We start from the raw sequence: 16,541 nt of genomic DNA, 5'->3' as shown, positions 1-16,541 counted from the left end.
TCAAGTCTTTTTGCTTAGTAAAGCTTTGAAGCAGCTTCTTGATCTAGTACAATCGTTACGTTAGGATGTGTTTGTAATAAAGAAGCGGGTATTTCATTTGTAACTGGACCAAAGAAAGCACGCTTGATAATTGTCGCTTTCTTTCTGCCGGTGGCAAAGAGCACAATTTCTTTGGCTTGCATCACACTTTTTGGTCCCATGGTGACGTAAAAGTCTGGACGCTCATTTTCATCGCCACCGACCTCGCTTAATAAAATATCTTTCATATGTTCAGTAGCGTCTTCCCCAACATAAGAAGTCAAATTTTCAAATTTCGTTGTCCCTGGTAGGTTCCCACAATAATGACCATCTGTTCCGATACCTAATAAGATCAAGTCTAATCCACCATCTTGTTCCACTCGTTTATCTTGTGATTGATAATTATTTTCATCGAGTGGGTGTATATGACTCTCAGGAATTTCTGCAGGTTGAAAGAAGAGAGTATTGAGATTTGTCATAGTTACGCCATACCCTTGCTTTTGTTTAAAAGGAATTTCATCAAAATTGTAGTAATGAACGTTGTCAAAATAGGGTTTATTCTTCGTGTCAGCAACTAAGTATTCATACATTTTAACAGGTGTTGAGCCAGCAGTTATTGCTAAATTCACTCGTTTATTTTGATACATTTTGCCTAATAGAATATTTGCAGCGACCCGGCTCATTTTTTCGTAGTTTTCTTCAATGATGATTTTCATTTTTTTAACAGCTCCTTCTTTTTACTCAATTTATCATATGGGAACCATCCCATGTCAATTAAATAATATTATAGGATTTATTACTTCATATGTTTGTAAGAGCAGTAGATGTTTTTTGTATATCAAAAAGTTCAAAACAGCATAAAATTATAGTCGCTTGAAAGAGGAATAATAAAGGAAAAAAATTTTTCTATTAAGTAGTTGTAATTATAATTGCACTAAAATATAATTAACATATTGAGTAAATTAAGTTATAAGGATGGTAAAACCATGGATATAAAGTTAGAATTAGGAAAAAAAATCCGGATGTTTCGAGAACAAAAAGGTCAAAGTAGAGAATCATTTTGTGATGATGAGTTAGAATTGACCGTTCGACAGCTTTCAAGGATAGAATCTGGGGAGTCGTTACCTACATTACCAAAGCTTACGTATATATCAAAGCAATTATCTGTACCCATCTCTCATCTGATAGACGAAGAACGAATGGTACTGCCAAAGCGTTATTTACAATTAAAAACTAGTTTATTCAAACGTCCACCACAATATAATCAAAAAATGAAAGAAATAGTGGAAGGTACATTTAATGAGATTTATGAAGACTTTTATGAATTACTTCCTGAAGAAGAACAATTGTTAATAGACGTTGCTCAAGCTCAAAATGATGTTAACCTTTCAGAAAAAGTAGATTTTGGAAAGGGGATTTTAGGAGAATATCTTTTTCAGGTGAAAAATAAGCAGAAGTATTCAGAAAACGACTTATTAATTGCTCATTTATATTTTGAGTGTTGTCAATTTATGTCTGTTGAGGCGGAAGAATTTGATACTTTAATTGAAAAATGTATAGAGCAAGTGGATTATACCTCAGAATTAGGGTTAGTTTTATTAAATAGAATTTTAGTCATGATTATGGGTTTATATGTGATTTCAGAAAGTTATGATAAGATCATTGATTTAGTGAAAGTCTCTAATACGATTATGAAGACTAGTCAAGACTTCCATAAAAAACCGATTATAGATATGGTGGAGGGAAAATATTGGTTGCACGTTGGAAAAGTAGAGGATGCAGACAGGAAATATAAAAACGCTGCGTTGCTTGCCGAATTACATGGGGAAGATCAGTTGGCAGCGAAAATTAGACTTGAGTGGGAAGAAGATCTAAAAAATAATAAGGTTAGAGACTATTAAGACATGTCCGATGTTTTAATAGTCTTTTTTTTGTCTAAAAAATTGATCTATAAATGTAAAAATTGTTAGTAAAAATGATGACAAGAATGTCCTGTTGGGAAAAGAAGAAAAACAGTAAAGTAATACATGTAAACAAAAGCAATAAAATAAAGAGAAAAAGGAAGAGGAAGCAATGATTGAATTGTTGAATATATTATGGTGGATCAATTAATAAGGATGATGACAAGAATGTCCTGTTGAGGAAAGAGGAAAAACAGTAAAGTAATACATGTAAACAAAAGCAATAAAATAAAGAGAAAAAGGAAGAGGAAGCATTGATTGAATTGTTGAATATATTATGGTGGATCAATTAATAAGGATGATGACAAGAATGTCCTGTTGAGAAAAGAGGAAAAACAGTAAAGTAATACATGTAAACAAGAGCAATAAAAAAAGGAAGTGGAAGTAATGATTGAATTGTTGAATATATTATGGTGGATAAATTAAATATAAAGTCGTATTGAGAATGTATGATTCAAAATGACATAGACTAATTAAGAAATAAAGGAAACGAATACATAAATTGTACAAAAGGAAAGGAGAAAACAAATGGCCAAAATAAAATATTTTATTGAAGATAAAACAGTTAGACATAGGAAATTAATCATTATCAATAATGGTGATGAAGATAAACTTTTGAAAGTAATAAATAAAGGGGAATTGCTAAAAATTGTTATGATTCCTCAAAAAACAGAGAAAGAATTACTTTTTGAAGATTTAAAGGTAGAAGATATTGAAGTATTAGAAATAGAATAATACGACAAAATGAAGAACAATAGAGGGGGATAAGAATGAAGATGTTAAGAATGAAAATGTTGTGTTAAAAACTAAACGACTAATTATTTTTCGGTATTATTCTAAAAAAGTAGAATAATAAATTTTTCTCAGAAATTTATTAACATACAGGAAGATCGTAAAACACTATGAATATAGCCGTGGAATAGATTCAGAAACTAGGTTTTAGCATGTAATTTTATATAAAATTTTTATAAGGGAGAGTTGTTTTTAAGGAGAATACTATGATATCTAGCTTATAAATGATCATATATCCAAGTAAGACATGAAAATTCCATCGAAACATATCTAATAATATCATGAAATGAGGGGAAAAATATGGAAAATAGAAATACGTATCCATTAGTAAAAACAACAATATTAACAAAGAAGTACAAGGAGTATCAAGCTGTCAATGAAGTATCTATGACAATAAATAAAGGAGATATTTATGGATTTATTGGAAAAAATGGGGCTGGAAAAACGACGTTTATTCGCCTACTAACTCGATTGATTGAGAAAAGTTCTGGGGATTTATCGTTCGGTGAAAATGTAGTAACAATGGGTGCAGTGATTGAGGGGCCTGTTTGTTATCCTTATTTATCAGCGAGAGAAAATCTAAAATACTATGCATTACAAAGAAATATTAAAGATAAGAAACGAATTGATGAAATTCTGACATTTGTTGGTTTGGCGGATGTAGACTCTAAGAAAAAATTTAAAGATTACTCATTAGGAATGCGACAACGATTAGGAATTGGACTAGCGATTTTGGAAAAACCAGAATTTCTTATTCTAGATGAACCAATTAATGGGCTTGATCCTCAAGGTATTGTGGAGATTCGTGAAATTATCCATCGTTTAAATCAAGAACATGGTACAACCATTTTGATTTCCAGTCATATTCTGTCAGAACTTTCATTAGTAGCGAACCGTTACGGCATTATTCATGAGGGAAAATTAATGAAGGAATTGACTCAGGAAGATTTGGAGGCCGAGTGCGGACATTTCATTACATTAAAAAGTTCGGATAATATAAAAACATGTGATCTGTTGCAAAAGAGTGGTTATACTGTGGAAAAAGAGCAGGATTTTTTGATCGTTCGTGAAGGAAAAGAAAGTATGGCATTGATCTCAAAAATTTTGCATCAAAATGATATTTATTTACTAGAGTTTAATTATAAAGAGGAGAATTTGGAAGAATATTATTTGAATTTGATTGAGGGAGGAATATAGAATGATTATTTTTAATACACTAAAAGCAGATTTTTATCGAATTATAAAAAGTGCGTTAGGTTTTTATTCCATAGTTGGCTTGATGGTACTAGGATTGCTGTTCGCTTTCCTTGGAAAAGACACATCAGCTCTTGAGACTATTGAGAGTGGTTTGGGGAATGGAACGTTACTTTTACCAGTTTTTTTAACAAATGTTTTTGTTATCGCTTGGGGACATGAATTTAGTTTCCGAATAGTTAATAATTCGTTGATTTCAGGCATGAAGAGAAGTCAGTTTTTTATCAGCAAAGTATTATTGACGTTTATTTTGACTCTGATTTTTGTAGGGATGTATACAGGCAGTCTGTTATTAGGGACTTACTTTTTTTCAGGCGGGTTTGACATTATGCCAGTATTCAAGGTTATCGCTTTACAAATACCTCTTTATTTAGCGGCTGGTTCATTAGGAATTTTATTATTTAATGTTTTGAAAACTAGTTATGTATGTATTGCTGCGTTTATCTCTATTGCTTTTATTGGAGATAATTTACTAGGGAATGTTATATCAACTTATTTTTCTCAATATGATTTTATTTTAGATACGTTGTTTTTTTCTAACTTAAGAACAGTTGTTGGTTATGAAGCATTATCACAAGGAACTTTACAATTGATGATAGTGAGTAGTGTTATTTACGGTTTTTTAGCATTGATAGTGAGTTTTAATGTATTTCAAAAAAGAGAATTTAAATAATTGGAGGAATTAATATGAAAAAGAAATTAATCATTATTTTAGGTGTGTTGTTGACGATTGGAGTTTTTGGATATACCTCTGTTTCAGGAGCAAGTACGGATACTGAAGTGAATTTAGATTGGAAGTTAGACGGAAAAGACTTAAAAAAACTGGAGTTGATTGGTGCAGAGCAGGATGTCTTTATTCAGGTGGAACAAACAGAAAATAAAGAGACTAGTATTCATTTGGAAGGTAAAGTTTCTGATAATACTGAGCGAAATTTGAAGAAAGTTAGACAAACAGAAGATGTTTTAAAAATAGAACTGTCCTCTTTGAATAAAGTACGTGTAATGGCAACGAATGAAGGCAAGGACCGGTTAAAATTAGTTGTGTCTTTAGGGAGAGATGTGTTGTTGAAAGAATTTGATATAAAATCTGCTATTGGTAATGTAGAGGTGACAGTTCCTGCGAACTTTAAAGGAGAATATTTGTCAGATAACAAAGGGTATGGAGAAATCACTGTTCTTAAATCAGATAAGGCAGCTAATCAGCTGGTTTCTGTTGAAACAATGGGAGATATCACAATCAAAAAATAGAAAGGATGGATTGAATGTATGCTCATTATATGCAAAAGTCCAGTACTGATTGCGGGATTGCCTCGTTAAGAACGGTATTAGCACAGCTTGAAGTGAAGATTAAAAATACTAAAGAGCTCTATAAAAGCTATAGTATAAAAAAAGATCAAGGTCTATCTCTTGGAGAGTTAAATCGTATACTGATGAAATATGGCGTGAACTCTAATGCTTATTCGTTAAGCGATTTTAATGAAATACGAAAACTAGATAATTTTCCGATGGTGCTGGTGGTGGAAAATGATGGGTGTGCCCATTATATTGTTCTTCATAAGATAGAAAATAATAGATACCTTATTTCTAATCCAGCTGAACCAAAAATTAAGGAATATGATGAAGAGTATTTACAATCGATTTTCTTGGGATTTCTTATATACATTGAAGGAATGGGCGAGCCTGTAGTTTTAGAAGAGTTTGAAAGTTTCAAACAGGACGAAAATGAAAGTATCGGTACGGTTCTTTATCAAGAATTGATGCATGAACTTCCAATGAAGTTGAAAGTAAATATGGCATTATTACTGTTAGCAAAATATTTATTGCCTCTTATATCAACGTTTATTATACAGATGTTCATGTCTCAAACGTCGGAATATTCTAGTTCTAGTGAGATTTTATTACCAGGACTAATCGTCTTTTGGACAATTATTTTCTTCTATTATGTCAATCTAAAAGAAGGAAAACAGAGAATATTACTGGAGAACAAGATGCAGGAGCGGGTACTTTTAAATTATTATAAACAGAAAATCAATGATTTAGATTCTGGGAAAAATTGTGATAACGTAACTGGTTATTTTTGGAATTTAATTTATTCTGTGTCAGGGTTAGTTCAGAAGTTCTATTTTAAATTAAATGTAGTGTATGTCTTATTCTTATCATTACTTTTAGTAAAATTCTCTGTCTATATGATGTTGCTTCTATTGTTTTGGACAACTATCTTTGCAATATATCTAAAAAGAAATATTCAAACAGTTAAAAATAACGAATTAAATATTATTGGGAAATCATCTGCTTTTTCAGCTTCTGTTGAAAATAATATAAAAACATCTTTAGATATTAATTTATTTTCTAAAAATAAACAATCTGAAGACTTTCTAAAGAGTAAGATGGGTGAATTTTTAGAAGCAAGAATAGCCAGCTTTTCTTCTGAATTAAAGATTGGATCTGTCTATCAGTCATTTCTGACTTTGATGAGCCTTAGTACGTTCATCGTTTTAGGTTTTTTGACAATTTTAGGTGGAAGTCAGCAGATTTTGGATAATAGTAATGGAATTTTGATTATTTCAATTATCTTAAGTAGTTTAGCACCAGTTATTGAAAATTGGTTGTCGTACCAAAAAAGTACAGTTGCTATTGATCATATTCAAAGCTCAGATGACTATAGTACAGAAAAGGTAGAAGCGACAAAACATGAGTTGGAACTTTTAGAGATTAAGGAGTTATCTATTAAGGATTTAACTTTCAGTTATGAAGAAGATCAGCTTATTTTGGATAAGTTAAATATTCAGATGAATTCTGGAAATATTTACGGTATCAAAGGTGAAAATGGAGCAGGCAAGTCTACCTTTGTAAAACTCTTATCTGGTATTTTGGAACCTGATTCTGGGACATTTGTTTTTAATAAAAATGAACTGGAAATGACATCTTTAAAATCGGAAAATATTAATGAATTCATTAGTATGTACTCCCCAGAATTTAATGTTTATGGGAATACCGTTGGACGAAATATTCGTTATAAAGTATTTAATGAAACATTGTCTGAACAAGAAAAAACAGGATATCAAGATATTTTTAATTTGGGTATGAGCAATAATTACCTGCTACAGACCGATGGAGTAAATATTTCTCAAGGTCAGAAACAGAAGATATTAATCATGCGGGCTCTTTATCAAAATAAGAGTATTTATATATTTGATGAACCTACAGGTAATTTAGATGATACGTCGAAAAAAATCCTAGTTAACGAACTACAAAAATTGGCTTATAAAAAAGATAAAATAGTGATCTTAATTAGTCATGAAGAAGAGGTTTTAAACTGTGCAGATGAAGTTTTACAGATACAAAAATTGAGAAAAGAGGAGTGATGAATTGAAAAAAAGTCTATCAATTGGATTTATAACTGTAATAGCAATGGTTGGCTTCTTATATTTTAGTAAAGATATAACAAAAGACTATACAAAAAATAAAATAGATGCAGATGAAATAGTGGAGATGAGTAAAAAAGATGATAAGTTATACGTCTTGATTGGAAATCGCTCATGCGCATCTTGTAACGAGTATAAGCCAATTTTACAAAAAGCCATCAATGAAACTAAAACAGAGGTTTATTACATGGATACAAACAACAGTAAAAACGGTTCATTTTTAAAAGAGCACAACATTACAGCTACGCCAACAATTTTAGTGATCAAACAAGATAAAATTAGCCGTATAGAGGGTAGCATCAGTTTGAAAGATACGAAAACACTCCTCAACGGAGGCGTGTCTTAGATGAAAAAAACAAAATTTATTGTAATGATAGCTAGTCTTTTCTTAGTAAGTAATATTTTGTTAATAACTAAGGTTGTATCAGCAAATGATGAGTTAGAAAAGCAAAAAGAAGAACTAACTCTAGCAAAAGAAAGCTATCCGAAAATTTACAATTATCTAAATGCAGTTACAGTTGAGAACTTTGAAACTAAGGTTGTAAATAAAGAAGATTTCTATGTATATTTTGGTCGTCCTACTTGTGGAGACTGTAATGATTTTGAACCTCATTTGATTAAATTAATCAAGAAACATAAGTTGCAGAATTCTTTGGTCTATCTAAATGCAGCGGAGTTGAGGAAAGATAAGAAGTCCTGGGAGTTATTCAAAGAAACATATCAATTATTATATACACCTACACTAGCTAAATTTGAAAACGGAAAGTTAGTTTCTAAAGAAGAATGGACGCCTGAAAACGGCATAGCAATAGAGAATGTTGAAAACTGGATTATGGAAAATATCGAAAGGAAGAATCGACTATGAAAAAATTAGATCATAAACGAGCAAATCAAATAAAAGCAGGAAAAAGAGTAAGCTTATTTAGTAAATGGTCATATTTCGCTGTTTTGAATAGAAGATAGATAAAGCAATTACGGAGAAGACGTTAGTGTAAGTTTGATATATGTAAATAGCACGTATAGATTATACTTGTAATTAATAAATAATGAGAAAAAAAGAGGGAAATAATTTATGGATAAAAAAATGGAAATCGTAAAAAAATTAAGAGCTGGTTTAGAAGCTGGAGAAATTGAAATGCGCGAAGTATCAAGCATGCAGGCGCTAGATCTTGAGAGCCAGGAAGAAGTAACAGGAGGAGCAGGGTGTTGGTTTGTATGGAATGGCTGGGGTTTTTTCTGTAAAAAATAAGGAGGAATAAAAGATGAATCAAGAAGCGCTTTTAAACGAGTTAGAATCAAAACTGAAATCAGGTGAAGTGAAAGTAAAACAGGTACAAGGATTAAAGCAGTTGGATGAAGCAACATTGGAAGAGATCAATGCAGGTTGGAAATGTGTAATTAATATTTGGGGCTTAGGCATCATTTGTAGTTAATAAATAATAAGAAAAAAAGAGGGAAATAATTTATGGATAAAAAAATGGAAATCGTAAAAAAATTAAGAGCTGGTTTAGAAGCTGGAGAAATTGAAATGCGCGAAGTATCAAGCATGCAGGCGCTAGATTTTGAGAGCCAGGAAGAAGTAACAGGAGGAGCAGGGTGTTGGTTTGTATGGAATGGCTGGGGTTTTTTCTGTAAAAAATAAGGAGGAATAAAAGATGAATCAAGAAGCGCTTTTAAACGAGTTAGAATCAAAACTGAAATCAGGTGAAGTGAAAGTAAAACAGGTACAAGGATTAAAGCAGTTGGATGAAGCAACGTTGGAAGAGATCAATGCAGGTTGGAAATGTGTAATTAATATTTGGGGCTTAGGCATCATCTGTAGTTAACATAAATAGCATTGAAGCTTAGTATCAATGCTGTCCTGAGTTAGAGTGATTAGGGGAAATCCAAAGAACTAAATCAATTAGTATGATTCCTAGAGGAAATTTCCTCTAGGTCTTTTTGTTGTGTGTTCTGAAAACCACCTGATATGTGGGTGGTTCCTTATTGAAAAAGGACAATCAAAGTTTATCACACACCGTATGGAAATGTAAGTATTACATCGTCTTTGCACAAAAATACCATCGCCAAATCATTTATTGGTCAGTATTCCACCGAAATTAAGTGTCTCGAGTTTTATCGGTTAACTAAAAGGAAAAAGTAGTTTAATGATCTTCGACAGACATGCGAATTTAAAGTATCGATACGGCAACCGTAAGTTTTGGTGTCGTGGCTATTATGTCGATACCGTTGGCCGAAACAAAAAACAAATAGAAGAATATATACGCAATCAAGTTCAGGAAGATTATATAGCAGATCAGCTGACATTGTTTGAGGAGTATGATCCGTTCACAGGTAATAAAATAGCAAAAAATAAAAAATGAAATTCTTTGAGAATCAGCGAGAAGAAGTGGTGCGCAAGGGAAATCCGCTCAGAAGGCCTTTCAGCCGAAGTTTGATTTATTTACATACAAATATAAGGAATAATCCGATACTTAAAAACGGTACAAAAGGGAGCTGTTCCATTTTTTTCTTTAAAATGTATTGGTAAATAAAAAGAAAAAGCAGACCACTGCTACTGGCAATAAACAATATTAAGACAAGAGAGTTACCGCCTAAAAGCGCCCCCCATACAGTTAATAAAAGAATGTCTCCACCCCCTATGGAATCAGGCAAGATATAGTTTAACCCATGTAAACTAAAGAAAATAATTCCGCTAGTGAAAAAATAAATCGGTAAGGCTAGGTAAAAGTGTCCAATACATAATAAAATAGACAACGGATAAAAAATTTTAGGCTCAACGATTAAATAGAAAATATCTGTTAAAGATAAGATAACTGCTGTAAATAAAAAGGAAAGGGAATATAACGGGTGAATCGACTTAAAAGTTATATACAAGCAAAGAAATCCACCAATCACCTCACTGTAGAAATAAATGGATGATAATTTGTATCCGCAATAACGGCAACGAAAGCGCAGAAAAATAATGGAAATAATCGGAATCAATTCAGGAATCGTCAACTTAGTCTGGCAATAAGAACAATGAGAAGCAGGGAATAAGATGGATTTTCCAATAGGGATTCTTTCAGCAGCTAAACAAAGAAACGAACCCATCACACTACCAAAAACAAAATAAATCATCAACATATAAAAACTCCTTTCATAAAGAAATACGCAAATGACTGGCTTTTTAACTAGACAATTCTTTTTTTATTCGGAATAATGAAAGTGTGAAATGAGGCGAGAAGATGGAAAAAATAGCAATTGGTATAGATATTGGTACGACTCAGACAAAGGCTGTCGCGTTTAGAAAAGATGGGACAGTTCAGGCATCGTTCTATGTTCGTTATCCGCTTATTCAGGAAACCGAAGGCATGGCAGAACAAGATGTCGATCAAATTTTTCAAGCGGTAGTTGCGTGTATCCAACAAGTAGTAAGTGCGGTGAAACCGCTTGAAATTTCACTAATCTCATTTTCTACGGCGATGCATGGATTGATCGTTATGGATAAAAATAATCAACCACTGACTCGAGTGATTACTTGGGCGGATAACCGAGCAGAAAAATATGCGGAAGAGTTGAAGGATACGATTTTAGGAAAGACAATGTATCAAAATACAGGATTGCCGATGCATCCCATGACACCTTTTCATAAAATCCGTTGGCTAAAAGAAGAATACTATGAAATTTTCGAGCAAGCAGGGAAATTTATTGGCATGAAAGAGTATGTTTTTTATCGTTTATTCGGTCTGTATATGACAGACATTAGCACGGCTTCTGGGACGGGTTTTTTAAATATCCATGATCTTATTTGGGATCAGCAAGCCTTATCGGAAATGGATATTACCATCGAACAGTTACCGACACTGGTCACCCCCACCCATCAATTAACGGATTTAAGTGCTGAATGGTTGGAGCAATTAGGTTTGTCTACGAAAACAGTTTTTGTATTGGGAGGGGCAGATGGTCCGTTATCCAACTTAGGATTAGGCGCCATGACGAAAGGAATAGCTACATTGACGGTTGGAACAAGTGGTGCTTTACGGTATGTTGTAGAGCAGCCGCGTACGCATCCACAAGCTGAGACTTTTTGCTGCGTGTTGGATGAAAATCATTGGGTGATTGGAGGAGCGACAAGTAATGGCGCTGGAATCTTCGATTGGGCATGTGAGATTTTAGTGAAAGAAGTTCAAACTGAAGCGCGAAAATCCGGAGAAAATCCCTATGATAAGGTAATGGCGTTAGTAAAAGATACGCCAACAGGAGCTAAGGGATTGATGTTTCACCCGTATTTACTTGGAGAGCGTGCACCGTTATGGAATGCAGAAGCTACCGGGAGTTTCGTCGGTCTGAAAAGAAATCATGATGACAAATTAATGATGCGTGCAGTAGTTGAAGGCATTTGTTTAAATTTGAAGCGTATTTTAACAGAATTAGAAGAGCTTGGTGGAACAGTGAAGGAAATTCGAGCTACTGGTGGTTTTGCTGATTCAGAGGTGTTTAAAAAAGTGATGGCTGATGTTTTTGGACATAACCTTTCATTAACTGAAAGTCTTGAAGCTTCAGCTTTAGGAGCTGTTTTATTAGGTTGGCAAAGTTTAGGTATAATGCCAGATTTAGAAACAGCATGTGAACAAGTTGAGATTTATGAAATAGTTGAACCTAATGCTGAAAACTATGAAATTTATCAACAGATCTATCCCCTGTTTATAACAACGCAACAACAACTGTCAGCCAGTTATCATCAATTATCAAAATTAAGAGCGGATTTAGAATAAATTATTTTGACAAATACCTCTGAACTTGCTTTACTAGTAGTAAGAGAACGGAGGAAAGGAAATGAAAAAGTTATGGATCACCTCTTTACTGTTAGTAGGAATTTTTCTGACAAGTTGTGGATCTAGAGGTATCTCAGCAGAAGACGCTGGGGCGTTGTTTGTGGATCGTTTAGTTTATCAAAAAGAAAAAAATAATTTTGCTAAAGAATTTCGTGATGGCGAACAAGTTGGTAAAGAACTGGATCAAAATAGTAAAATGTTCGAAGAAAATTTTGTGAAAGGATTATCTTCCACAGGAGCAAAGGTTCCAGAAAAACAAGCAGATCAGTTAACAAATGAGCTATTGCAACAAGCAAGAGAAAAAGCAACCTATAAAATCGTTCAAATAGATGAAACAAAAACTGGCGCAACAATCTCTTATTATGTGACTGGCTTGGATTTGGTGAGTGCGATGCAAGAGATGACAAGGCAGCTGGTAAAAGACACACTAGCAAATCCTGAAATAGCCAAAGATGAGCAAAAAACACTGGAAGCGACTTTTTCTATTTTAGAAGAACGAGTCAAATCAATTAAAATCAAAACAGATCCAGTTGAATTAACGTTACGTTTAGAGAAAGAAAAAGGGAAGTGGTTTGTACCAGATAATCAAAAAACGGCTGTCTCTAATTTGTTCATGTCATTCATCTCTGGTTCGAAAGATACTAATACGATGAATGAAGAACTGGAAGAAGCATTAAATGAAGTAGCTAAGGAAATTATCGATTCATTGGACACGTTACCATTACCTTAATGTCCTAGTTTATAATTATTATTAAATGAGAAATAGTTTAATGATGAGGATTTTAGTGTACTTTTTCATTGTTTCGTACTACAATTAACTATAGATAAAAATTTAGGAGGATGATGTATAATGAAATTTGAACAAACTAAAGAAGTATTGAACCAACTAGTTGCGGATTTAAGCCAGTTTTCAGTGGTGATCCACCAAACACACTGGTATATGCGTGGCCCAGAATTCCTGACATTACACCCTAAAATGGACGAATATATGGACCAAATCAATGATCAATTAGACGTTATTTCTGAACGCTTGATCACATTAGATGGCGCTCCTTACTCAACATTACAAGAATTTGCTGATCATACAGGTATTTCAGATGAAATCGGCACATACGAACGTACAATTCCTGAACGTATGGAAAAATTAGTAGAAGGCTACCGTTATTTAGCTGATTTATACCAAAAAGGAATTGAAGTGTCTGGTGAAGAAGGCGACGATTCTACACAAGATATCTTTATTGCAAACAAAACAGATATCGAGAAAAATATTTGGATGTTGCAAGCAAAATTAGGCAAAGCGCCTGGTATTGATGCAGATTCACGTGCGAAAACTCGTTAATCAAAAAAGTTAAATCTTCTAAAAGATAGCATACTATCTTTCAGAAGATTTTTTAGTTTTCTTCGCTTTCTAGTTTCAGCTTACTACGTTCAATTGCGGCTTTCACTTGATCGAACCCAGTTCCACCGTATGAATGCCGACGCTCAATGGCTGTTTTTGATGATAAGGTTTGATAAATATCAGATTGGATCAAAGGTGTAATTGCTTGATATTGTTCTAATGGAACATCTTGTAAATAAATGCCTTGTTTTGTACAATCTAAAACTAATTTTCCAACCACTTCATGAGCTTGTCTAAAGGGTATTCCTTTGCTTGCTAGATAATCTGCTAGTTCTGTTGCATTTGAAAAATCTTTTTCAGTGGACTTTTCCATGATCTCTTGATTCAGTTTCATCGTCTCTACCATACCAGCCATGATCTCTAAACTAGTTAAAATCGTGTGAGACGTATCAAACATGCCCTCTTTGTCTTCTTGCAGATCTTTGTTATAAGCTAGAGGCAATCCTTTTAAAACCGTTAAAAGGCTGAATAAATTGCCATATACGCGCCCAGACTTTCCACGAATCAATTCTGCCATATCTGGATTCTTCTTCTGTGGCATAATCGAGCTACCTGTAGAAAAAGTATCTGTTAATTCAACAAATTGAAACTCGTGACTGCACCATAAAATGATTTCTTCGCAAAATCTGGAAAGATGCATCATCAGAATGGAGCTATTGCTAAGGAATTCTAAAATGAAATCCCGATCACTTACGCCGTCTAGACTATTTTCGTAAATGGAAGAAAAACCTAGTAATCCAGCTGAATAAGCACGATCGATTGGAAAAGTCGTGCCGGCAAGAGCTGCACAGCCTAATGGTGAAATGTCGATTCGCTTCAAGCTTTCGGAAAAGCGTTCTTGATCTCGTGTCAACATACCGTAATAAGCCATCATATGGTGAGCAAACGAAATCGGTTGTGCATGCTGTAAATGGGTGTAGCCAGGCATGATGGTCTCAATGTTCTCTTCGGCTTTGTGGACTAAAACTTGACGGAATAAGTGGATCTTGCTAATGACTTCTTGAACGATTTCTTTTAAATAAAGATGCATGTCTGTAGCGACTTGATCATTTCTACTACGGCCGGTATGCAATTTTCCAGCAACTGGACCGATTTCATCATGTAATAGTTTTTCGATATTTAAATGGATATCTTCGTTTTCTATACTGAATGTCAGTTGATCGGCAAGTAGTTTTTCTTGAATCGTCGTAAGTCCTGAACTGATTTGTTCGGCTTCATCTGCCGTTAAAATCCCTGTCTTAGCCAACATTTTTACATGAGCTAAGCTCCCGATAATATCTTGTTTGGCTAATTTTTGATCAAAAGGAATCGAAGCGCCAAACGCATCGATCCATGCTTCGCTTTTTCCTTCAAAACGTCCGCCCCATAATTTTTCCATGCTACACACCTCATTTATGTATTATTATTCATTGTGATAAGAAAGAAGGTCGGACAGAAGCATTTTACTCCGAGAAAATAAGAAGGAGTGGTTTCTGTGCCAACCGTTTGTTCTGATTTCTTGAGACTAAAATGAAGACGTATCGATTTCCTTATTTTGATCCGCAGACCAAAAAGAAATTCTCCTTGGATAAGTCATTTAAAATAGGTGAATCGGATAACCTTATTTACAACACTGTAAAAGTTAACTCACGTAGAGATTCAACCTAGGAAAATAAGTGTATCAATGCTTATTTTTTTGAAGAGATGCTTGGACTTCTGCGTTGACTTTGGTTGGAAGTCCCCATAGTTTGATAAATCCGACAGCAGCGTCTTGGTCAAAGGTATCGGCAGAAGTATAAGTCGCTAAGTTTTCGTTGTATAAACTGTTTTCAGACTTACGCCCTTCAACGATAGCATGACCTTTGAAGAGTTTAACCCGCACTATGCCATTTACGTATTTTTGGGTAGATTTTAAGAAAGCAATCAAGGCATCAGTTAATGGGTTGAACCATAATCCGTCATAAATGATTTGTGATAATTGATTTTCAATGATTGGTTTGAAATGAGCTACTTCACGAACAAAGGTCAAGTCTTCCAACTCTTTATGCGCAGTCATTAGTGTGATCGCTGCTGGACATTCATAGACTTCACGTGATTTGATCCCAACCAAACGATTTTCCACATGATCGATCCGACCAATGCCATGCTTACCAGCTAAATCATTCAAGTCTAAAATTAAATCGGATAACAGCATTTCGTTTCCGTTGATTGCTGTTGGAACGCCTTCAACAAAAGTTAATTCGATAATATCCGCTTCATCTGGTGCATTCTCTAAACTAGCAGTTAACTCATAAGCACCTTCTGGAGGTGTTGCCCAAGGATCTTCTAAAATGCCACATTCATTGGCACGGCCCCAAAGGTTTTGGTCGACAGAATAAGGATTGTCCAAGTCCGCAGGGACGGGTACACCTTTTTCTTTGGCATAATTGATTTCTTCCTCACGTGACCATTTCCATTCACGAACTGGTGCAATCACATTTAACTCAGGTGCAAGGGCGTTAATCGCAACTTCAAAACGGACTTGATCATTCCCTTTTCCTGTACAGCCATGAGCGATTGTGGTTGCACCAGTTTCGTGAGCTAATTCTACTAATTTCTTAGCAATCAGCGGGCGGGATAAAGCGGATACTAGTGGATAAGATTGTTCATAAAAGGTATGACCTTGTAATGCAATCAAAGCAAATTCCTGTGCAAATTCTTCCTTAGCATCAATTGTATAAGAAGCAGAAGCGCCAACTTCTAATGCCTTATTTTTGATAAAATCCAAATCTTTCTTTTCACCAACATCTAAACAGCAAGCAATCACATCGTATCCTTCATCCACTAACCATTTAACAGCAACAGAGGTATCTAGTCCTCCAGAATAGGCTAAAACAACTTTTTCTTTCATGAGTAA

19 protein-coding genes and 1 pseudogene are annotated in these 16,541 nt (G+C 34.1%); 16 read left to right on the top strand and 4 right to left on the bottom strand.

Going from position 1 to position 16,541, the window contains the following annotated elements:
- Positions 1-14: 14 nt before the first annotated feature.
- Positions 15-734, bottom strand: a complete 720-nt coding sequence (locus IGJ34_RS15135) for a glucosamine-6-phosphate deaminase (RefSeq protein WP_430597794.1) — start codon at positions 732-734, stop codon at positions 15-17.
- Positions 735-1,004: 270 nt separating this feature from the next.
- On the opposite strand from IGJ34_RS15135, the gene IGJ34_RS15130 reads away from it, so the two are divergent.
- The 13 genes and pseudogenes from IGJ34_RS15130 to tnpA all read left to right on the top strand — a co-directional run bounded on the left by IGJ34_RS15130 (position 1,005) and on the right by tnpA (position 9,813).
- The gene (locus IGJ34_RS15130) at positions 1,005-1,919 is read left to right on the top strand and encodes a helix-turn-helix domain-containing protein (protein ID WP_430597793.1); all 915 of its coding nucleotides are present in this window, start codon (positions 1,005-1,007) and stop codon (positions 1,917-1,919) included.
- Positions 1,920-2,507: 588 nt separating this feature from the next.
- On the top strand, positions 2,508-2,714 hold the full coding sequence (locus tag IGJ34_RS15125; protein WP_206833899.1) for a hypothetical protein: 207 nt from the start codon (positions 2,508-2,510) through the stop codon (positions 2,712-2,714).
- Between the two features lie 357 nt (positions 2,715-3,071).
- The gene (locus tag IGJ34_RS15120) at positions 3,072-3,968 is read left to right on the top strand and encodes an ATP-binding cassette domain-containing protein (protein WP_206833900.1); all 897 of its coding nucleotides are present in this window, start codon (positions 3,072-3,074) and stop codon (positions 3,966-3,968) included.
- A gap of 1 nt (position 3,969) precedes the next feature.
- Positions 3,970-4,698 carry a hypothetical protein gene (locus IGJ34_RS15115; protein WP_206833901.1) on the top strand — a complete coding sequence of 243 codons (729 nt, stop codon included), beginning with the start codon at positions 3,970-3,972 and terminating at the stop codon, positions 4,696-4,698.
- A gap of 14 nt (positions 4,699-4,712) precedes the next feature.
- Positions 4,713-5,273 (top strand): DUF4097 family beta strand repeat-containing protein, encoded by a 561-nt coding sequence (locus IGJ34_RS15110; protein WP_206833902.1) that lies wholly within the window; start codon positions 4,713-4,715, stop codon positions 5,271-5,273.
- A gap of 14 nt (positions 5,274-5,287) precedes the next feature.
- Positions 5,288-7,390: an ATP-binding cassette domain-containing protein gene (locus tag IGJ34_RS15105; protein WP_430597792.1), complete on the top strand. Its 2,103-nt coding sequence runs from the start codon at positions 5,288-5,290 to the stop codon at positions 7,388-7,390.
- A 4-nt stretch (positions 7,391-7,394) separates the two neighbouring features.
- Positions 7,395-7,796 (top strand): thioredoxin family protein, encoded by a 402-nt coding sequence (locus IGJ34_RS15100; protein ID WP_206833904.1) that lies wholly within the window; start codon positions 7,395-7,397, stop codon positions 7,794-7,796.
- On the top strand, positions 7,797-8,315 hold the full coding sequence (locus IGJ34_RS15095; RefSeq protein WP_206833905.1) for a thioredoxin family protein: 519 nt from the start codon (positions 7,797-7,799) through the stop codon (positions 8,313-8,315).
- Positions 8,316-8,522: 207 nt separating this feature from the next.
- Positions 8,523-8,699: a hypothetical protein gene (locus IGJ34_RS15090; protein ID WP_206833906.1), complete on the top strand. Its 177-nt coding sequence runs from the start codon at positions 8,523-8,525 to the stop codon at positions 8,697-8,699.
- Between the two features lie 13 nt (positions 8,700-8,712).
- Positions 8,713-8,883, top strand: a complete 171-nt coding sequence (locus tag IGJ34_RS15085; RefSeq protein ID WP_206833907.1) for a hypothetical protein — start codon at positions 8,713-8,715, stop codon at positions 8,881-8,883.
- Between the two features lie 32 nt (positions 8,884-8,915).
- Positions 8,916-9,092 carry a hypothetical protein gene (locus IGJ34_RS15080; RefSeq protein WP_430597791.1) on the top strand — a complete coding sequence of 59 codons (177 nt, stop codon included), beginning with the start codon at positions 8,916-8,918 and terminating at the stop codon, positions 9,090-9,092.
- Positions 9,093-9,105: 13 nt separating this feature from the next.
- Positions 9,106-9,276, top strand: coding sequence for a hypothetical protein (locus IGJ34_RS15075; RefSeq protein ID WP_206833907.1), 171 nt, complete (start codon positions 9,106-9,108; stop codon positions 9,274-9,276).
- Positions 9,277-9,436: 160 nt separating this feature from the next.
- Positions 9,437-9,813, top strand: a pseudogene (tnpA, locus tag IGJ34_RS15070) (IS200/IS605 family transposase).
- Between the two features lie 76 nt (positions 9,814-9,889).
- Here tnpA and IGJ34_RS15065 read toward each other — a convergent pair.
- On the bottom strand, positions 9,890-10,576 hold the full coding sequence (locus IGJ34_RS15065) for a prepilin peptidase (RefSeq protein ID WP_206833908.1): 687 nt from the start codon (positions 10,574-10,576) through the stop codon (positions 9,890-9,892).
- A 101-nt stretch (positions 10,577-10,677) separates the two neighbouring features.
- Here IGJ34_RS15065 and IGJ34_RS15060 point away from each other — a divergent pair, with 101 nt between their 5' ends.
- From IGJ34_RS15060 to IGJ34_RS15050, 3 genes are all read left to right on the top strand, one after another.
- Positions 10,678-12,207 carry a gluconokinase gene (locus IGJ34_RS15060; RefSeq protein ID WP_430597790.1) on the top strand — a complete coding sequence of 510 codons (1,530 nt, stop codon included), beginning with the start codon at positions 10,678-10,680 and terminating at the stop codon, positions 12,205-12,207.
- 61 nt (positions 12,208-12,268) lie between these two features.
- Positions 12,269-12,997 carry a DUF5105 domain-containing protein gene (locus IGJ34_RS15055; protein WP_206848863.1) on the top strand — a complete coding sequence of 243 codons (729 nt, stop codon included), beginning with the start codon at positions 12,269-12,271 and terminating at the stop codon, positions 12,995-12,997.
- 120 nt (positions 12,998-13,117) lie between these two features.
- Positions 13,118-13,606, top strand: a complete 489-nt coding sequence (locus IGJ34_RS15050; protein WP_010762221.1) for a Dps family protein — start codon at positions 13,118-13,120, stop codon at positions 13,604-13,606.
- Between the two features lie 52 nt (positions 13,607-13,658).
- Here IGJ34_RS15050 and argH read toward each other — a convergent pair whose 3' ends face one another.
- Both argH and IGJ34_RS15040 read right to left on the bottom strand, forming a co-directional pair.
- Positions 13,659-15,044: an argininosuccinate lyase gene (gene argH, locus IGJ34_RS15045; RefSeq protein ID WP_430597789.1), complete on the bottom strand. Its 1,386-nt coding sequence runs from the start codon at positions 15,042-15,044 to the stop codon at positions 13,659-13,661.
- A gap of 282 nt (positions 15,045-15,326) precedes the next feature.
- Positions 15,327-16,535, bottom strand: coding sequence for an argininosuccinate synthase (locus tag IGJ34_RS15040; RefSeq protein WP_206833911.1), 1,209 nt, complete (start codon positions 16,533-16,535; stop codon positions 15,327-15,329).
- Positions 16,536-16,541 lie beyond the last annotated feature (6 nt).

Origin of the sequence: Enterococcus sp. AZ177 (assembly GCF_050544585.1) — a bacterium.
GTDB lineage: Bacteria > Bacillota > Bacilli > Lactobacillales > Enterococcaceae > Enterococcus_L > Enterococcus_L plantarum.
Note: the sequence above shows the minus strand (reverse complement) of the source record. Positions and strands in the feature narration are given on the sequence as shown.

Excerpts from the sequence above, each read along its gene's own strand:
- IGJ34_RS15050 (WP_010762221.1), top strand. The coding sequence starts at position 13,118 with ATGAAATTTGAACAAACTAAAGAAGTATTGAACCAACTAGTTGCGGAT.
- IGJ34_RS15110 (WP_206833902.1), top strand. The coding sequence starts at position 4,713 with ATGAAAAAGAAATTAATCATTATTTTAGGTGTGTTGTTGACGATTGGA.
- IGJ34_RS15095 (WP_206833905.1), top strand. The coding sequence starts at position 7,797 with ATGAAAAAAACAAAATTTATTGTAATGATAGCTAGTCTTTTCTTAGTA.
- IGJ34_RS15085 (WP_206833907.1), top strand. The coding sequence starts at position 8,713 with ATGAATCAAGAAGCGCTTTTAAACGAGTTAGAATCAAAACTGAAATCA.
- IGJ34_RS15090 (WP_206833906.1), top strand. The coding sequence starts at position 8,523 with ATGGATAAAAAAATGGAAATCGTAAAAAAATTAAGAGCTGGTTTAGAA.
- IGJ34_RS15135 (WP_430597794.1), bottom strand. The coding sequence starts at position 734 with ATGAAAATCATCATTGAAGAAAACTACGAAAAAATGAGCCGGGTCGCT.
- IGJ34_RS15115 (WP_206833901.1), top strand. The coding sequence starts at position 3,970 with ATGATTATTTTTAATACACTAAAAGCAGATTTTTATCGAATTATAAAA.
- IGJ34_RS15080 (WP_430597791.1), top strand. The coding sequence starts at position 8,916 with ATGGATAAAAAAATGGAAATCGTAAAAAAATTAAGAGCTGGTTTAGAA.
- IGJ34_RS15065 (WP_206833908.1), bottom strand. The coding sequence starts at position 10,576 with ATGTTGATGATTTATTTTGTTTTTGGTAGTGTGATGGGTTCGTTTCTT.
- IGJ34_RS15125 (WP_206833899.1), top strand. The coding sequence starts at position 2,508 with ATGGCCAAAATAAAATATTTTATTGAAGATAAAACAGTTAGACATAGG.
- IGJ34_RS15105 (WP_430597792.1), top strand. The coding sequence starts at position 5,288 with ATGTATGCTCATTATATGCAAAAGTCCAGTACTGATTGCGGGATTGCC.
- IGJ34_RS15040 (WP_206833911.1), bottom strand. The coding sequence starts at position 16,535 with ATGAAAGAAAAAGTTGTTTTAGCCTATTCTGGAGGACTAGATACCTCT.
- argH (WP_430597789.1), bottom strand. The coding sequence starts at position 15,044 with ATGGAAAAATTATGGGGCGGACGTTTTGAAGGAAAAAGCGAAGCATGG.
- IGJ34_RS15120 (WP_206833900.1), top strand. The coding sequence starts at position 3,072 with ATGGAAAATAGAAATACGTATCCATTAGTAAAAACAACAATATTAACA.
- IGJ34_RS15075 (WP_206833907.1), top strand. The coding sequence starts at position 9,106 with ATGAATCAAGAAGCGCTTTTAAACGAGTTAGAATCAAAACTGAAATCA.
- IGJ34_RS15060 (WP_430597790.1), top strand. The coding sequence starts at position 10,678 with ATGGAAAAAATAGCAATTGGTATAGATATTGGTACGACTCAGACAAAG.
- IGJ34_RS15055 (WP_206848863.1), top strand. The coding sequence starts at position 12,269 with ATGAAAAAGTTATGGATCACCTCTTTACTGTTAGTAGGAATTTTTCTG.
- IGJ34_RS15130 (WP_430597793.1), top strand. The coding sequence starts at position 1,005 with ATGGATATAAAGTTAGAATTAGGAAAAAAAATCCGGATGTTTCGAGAA.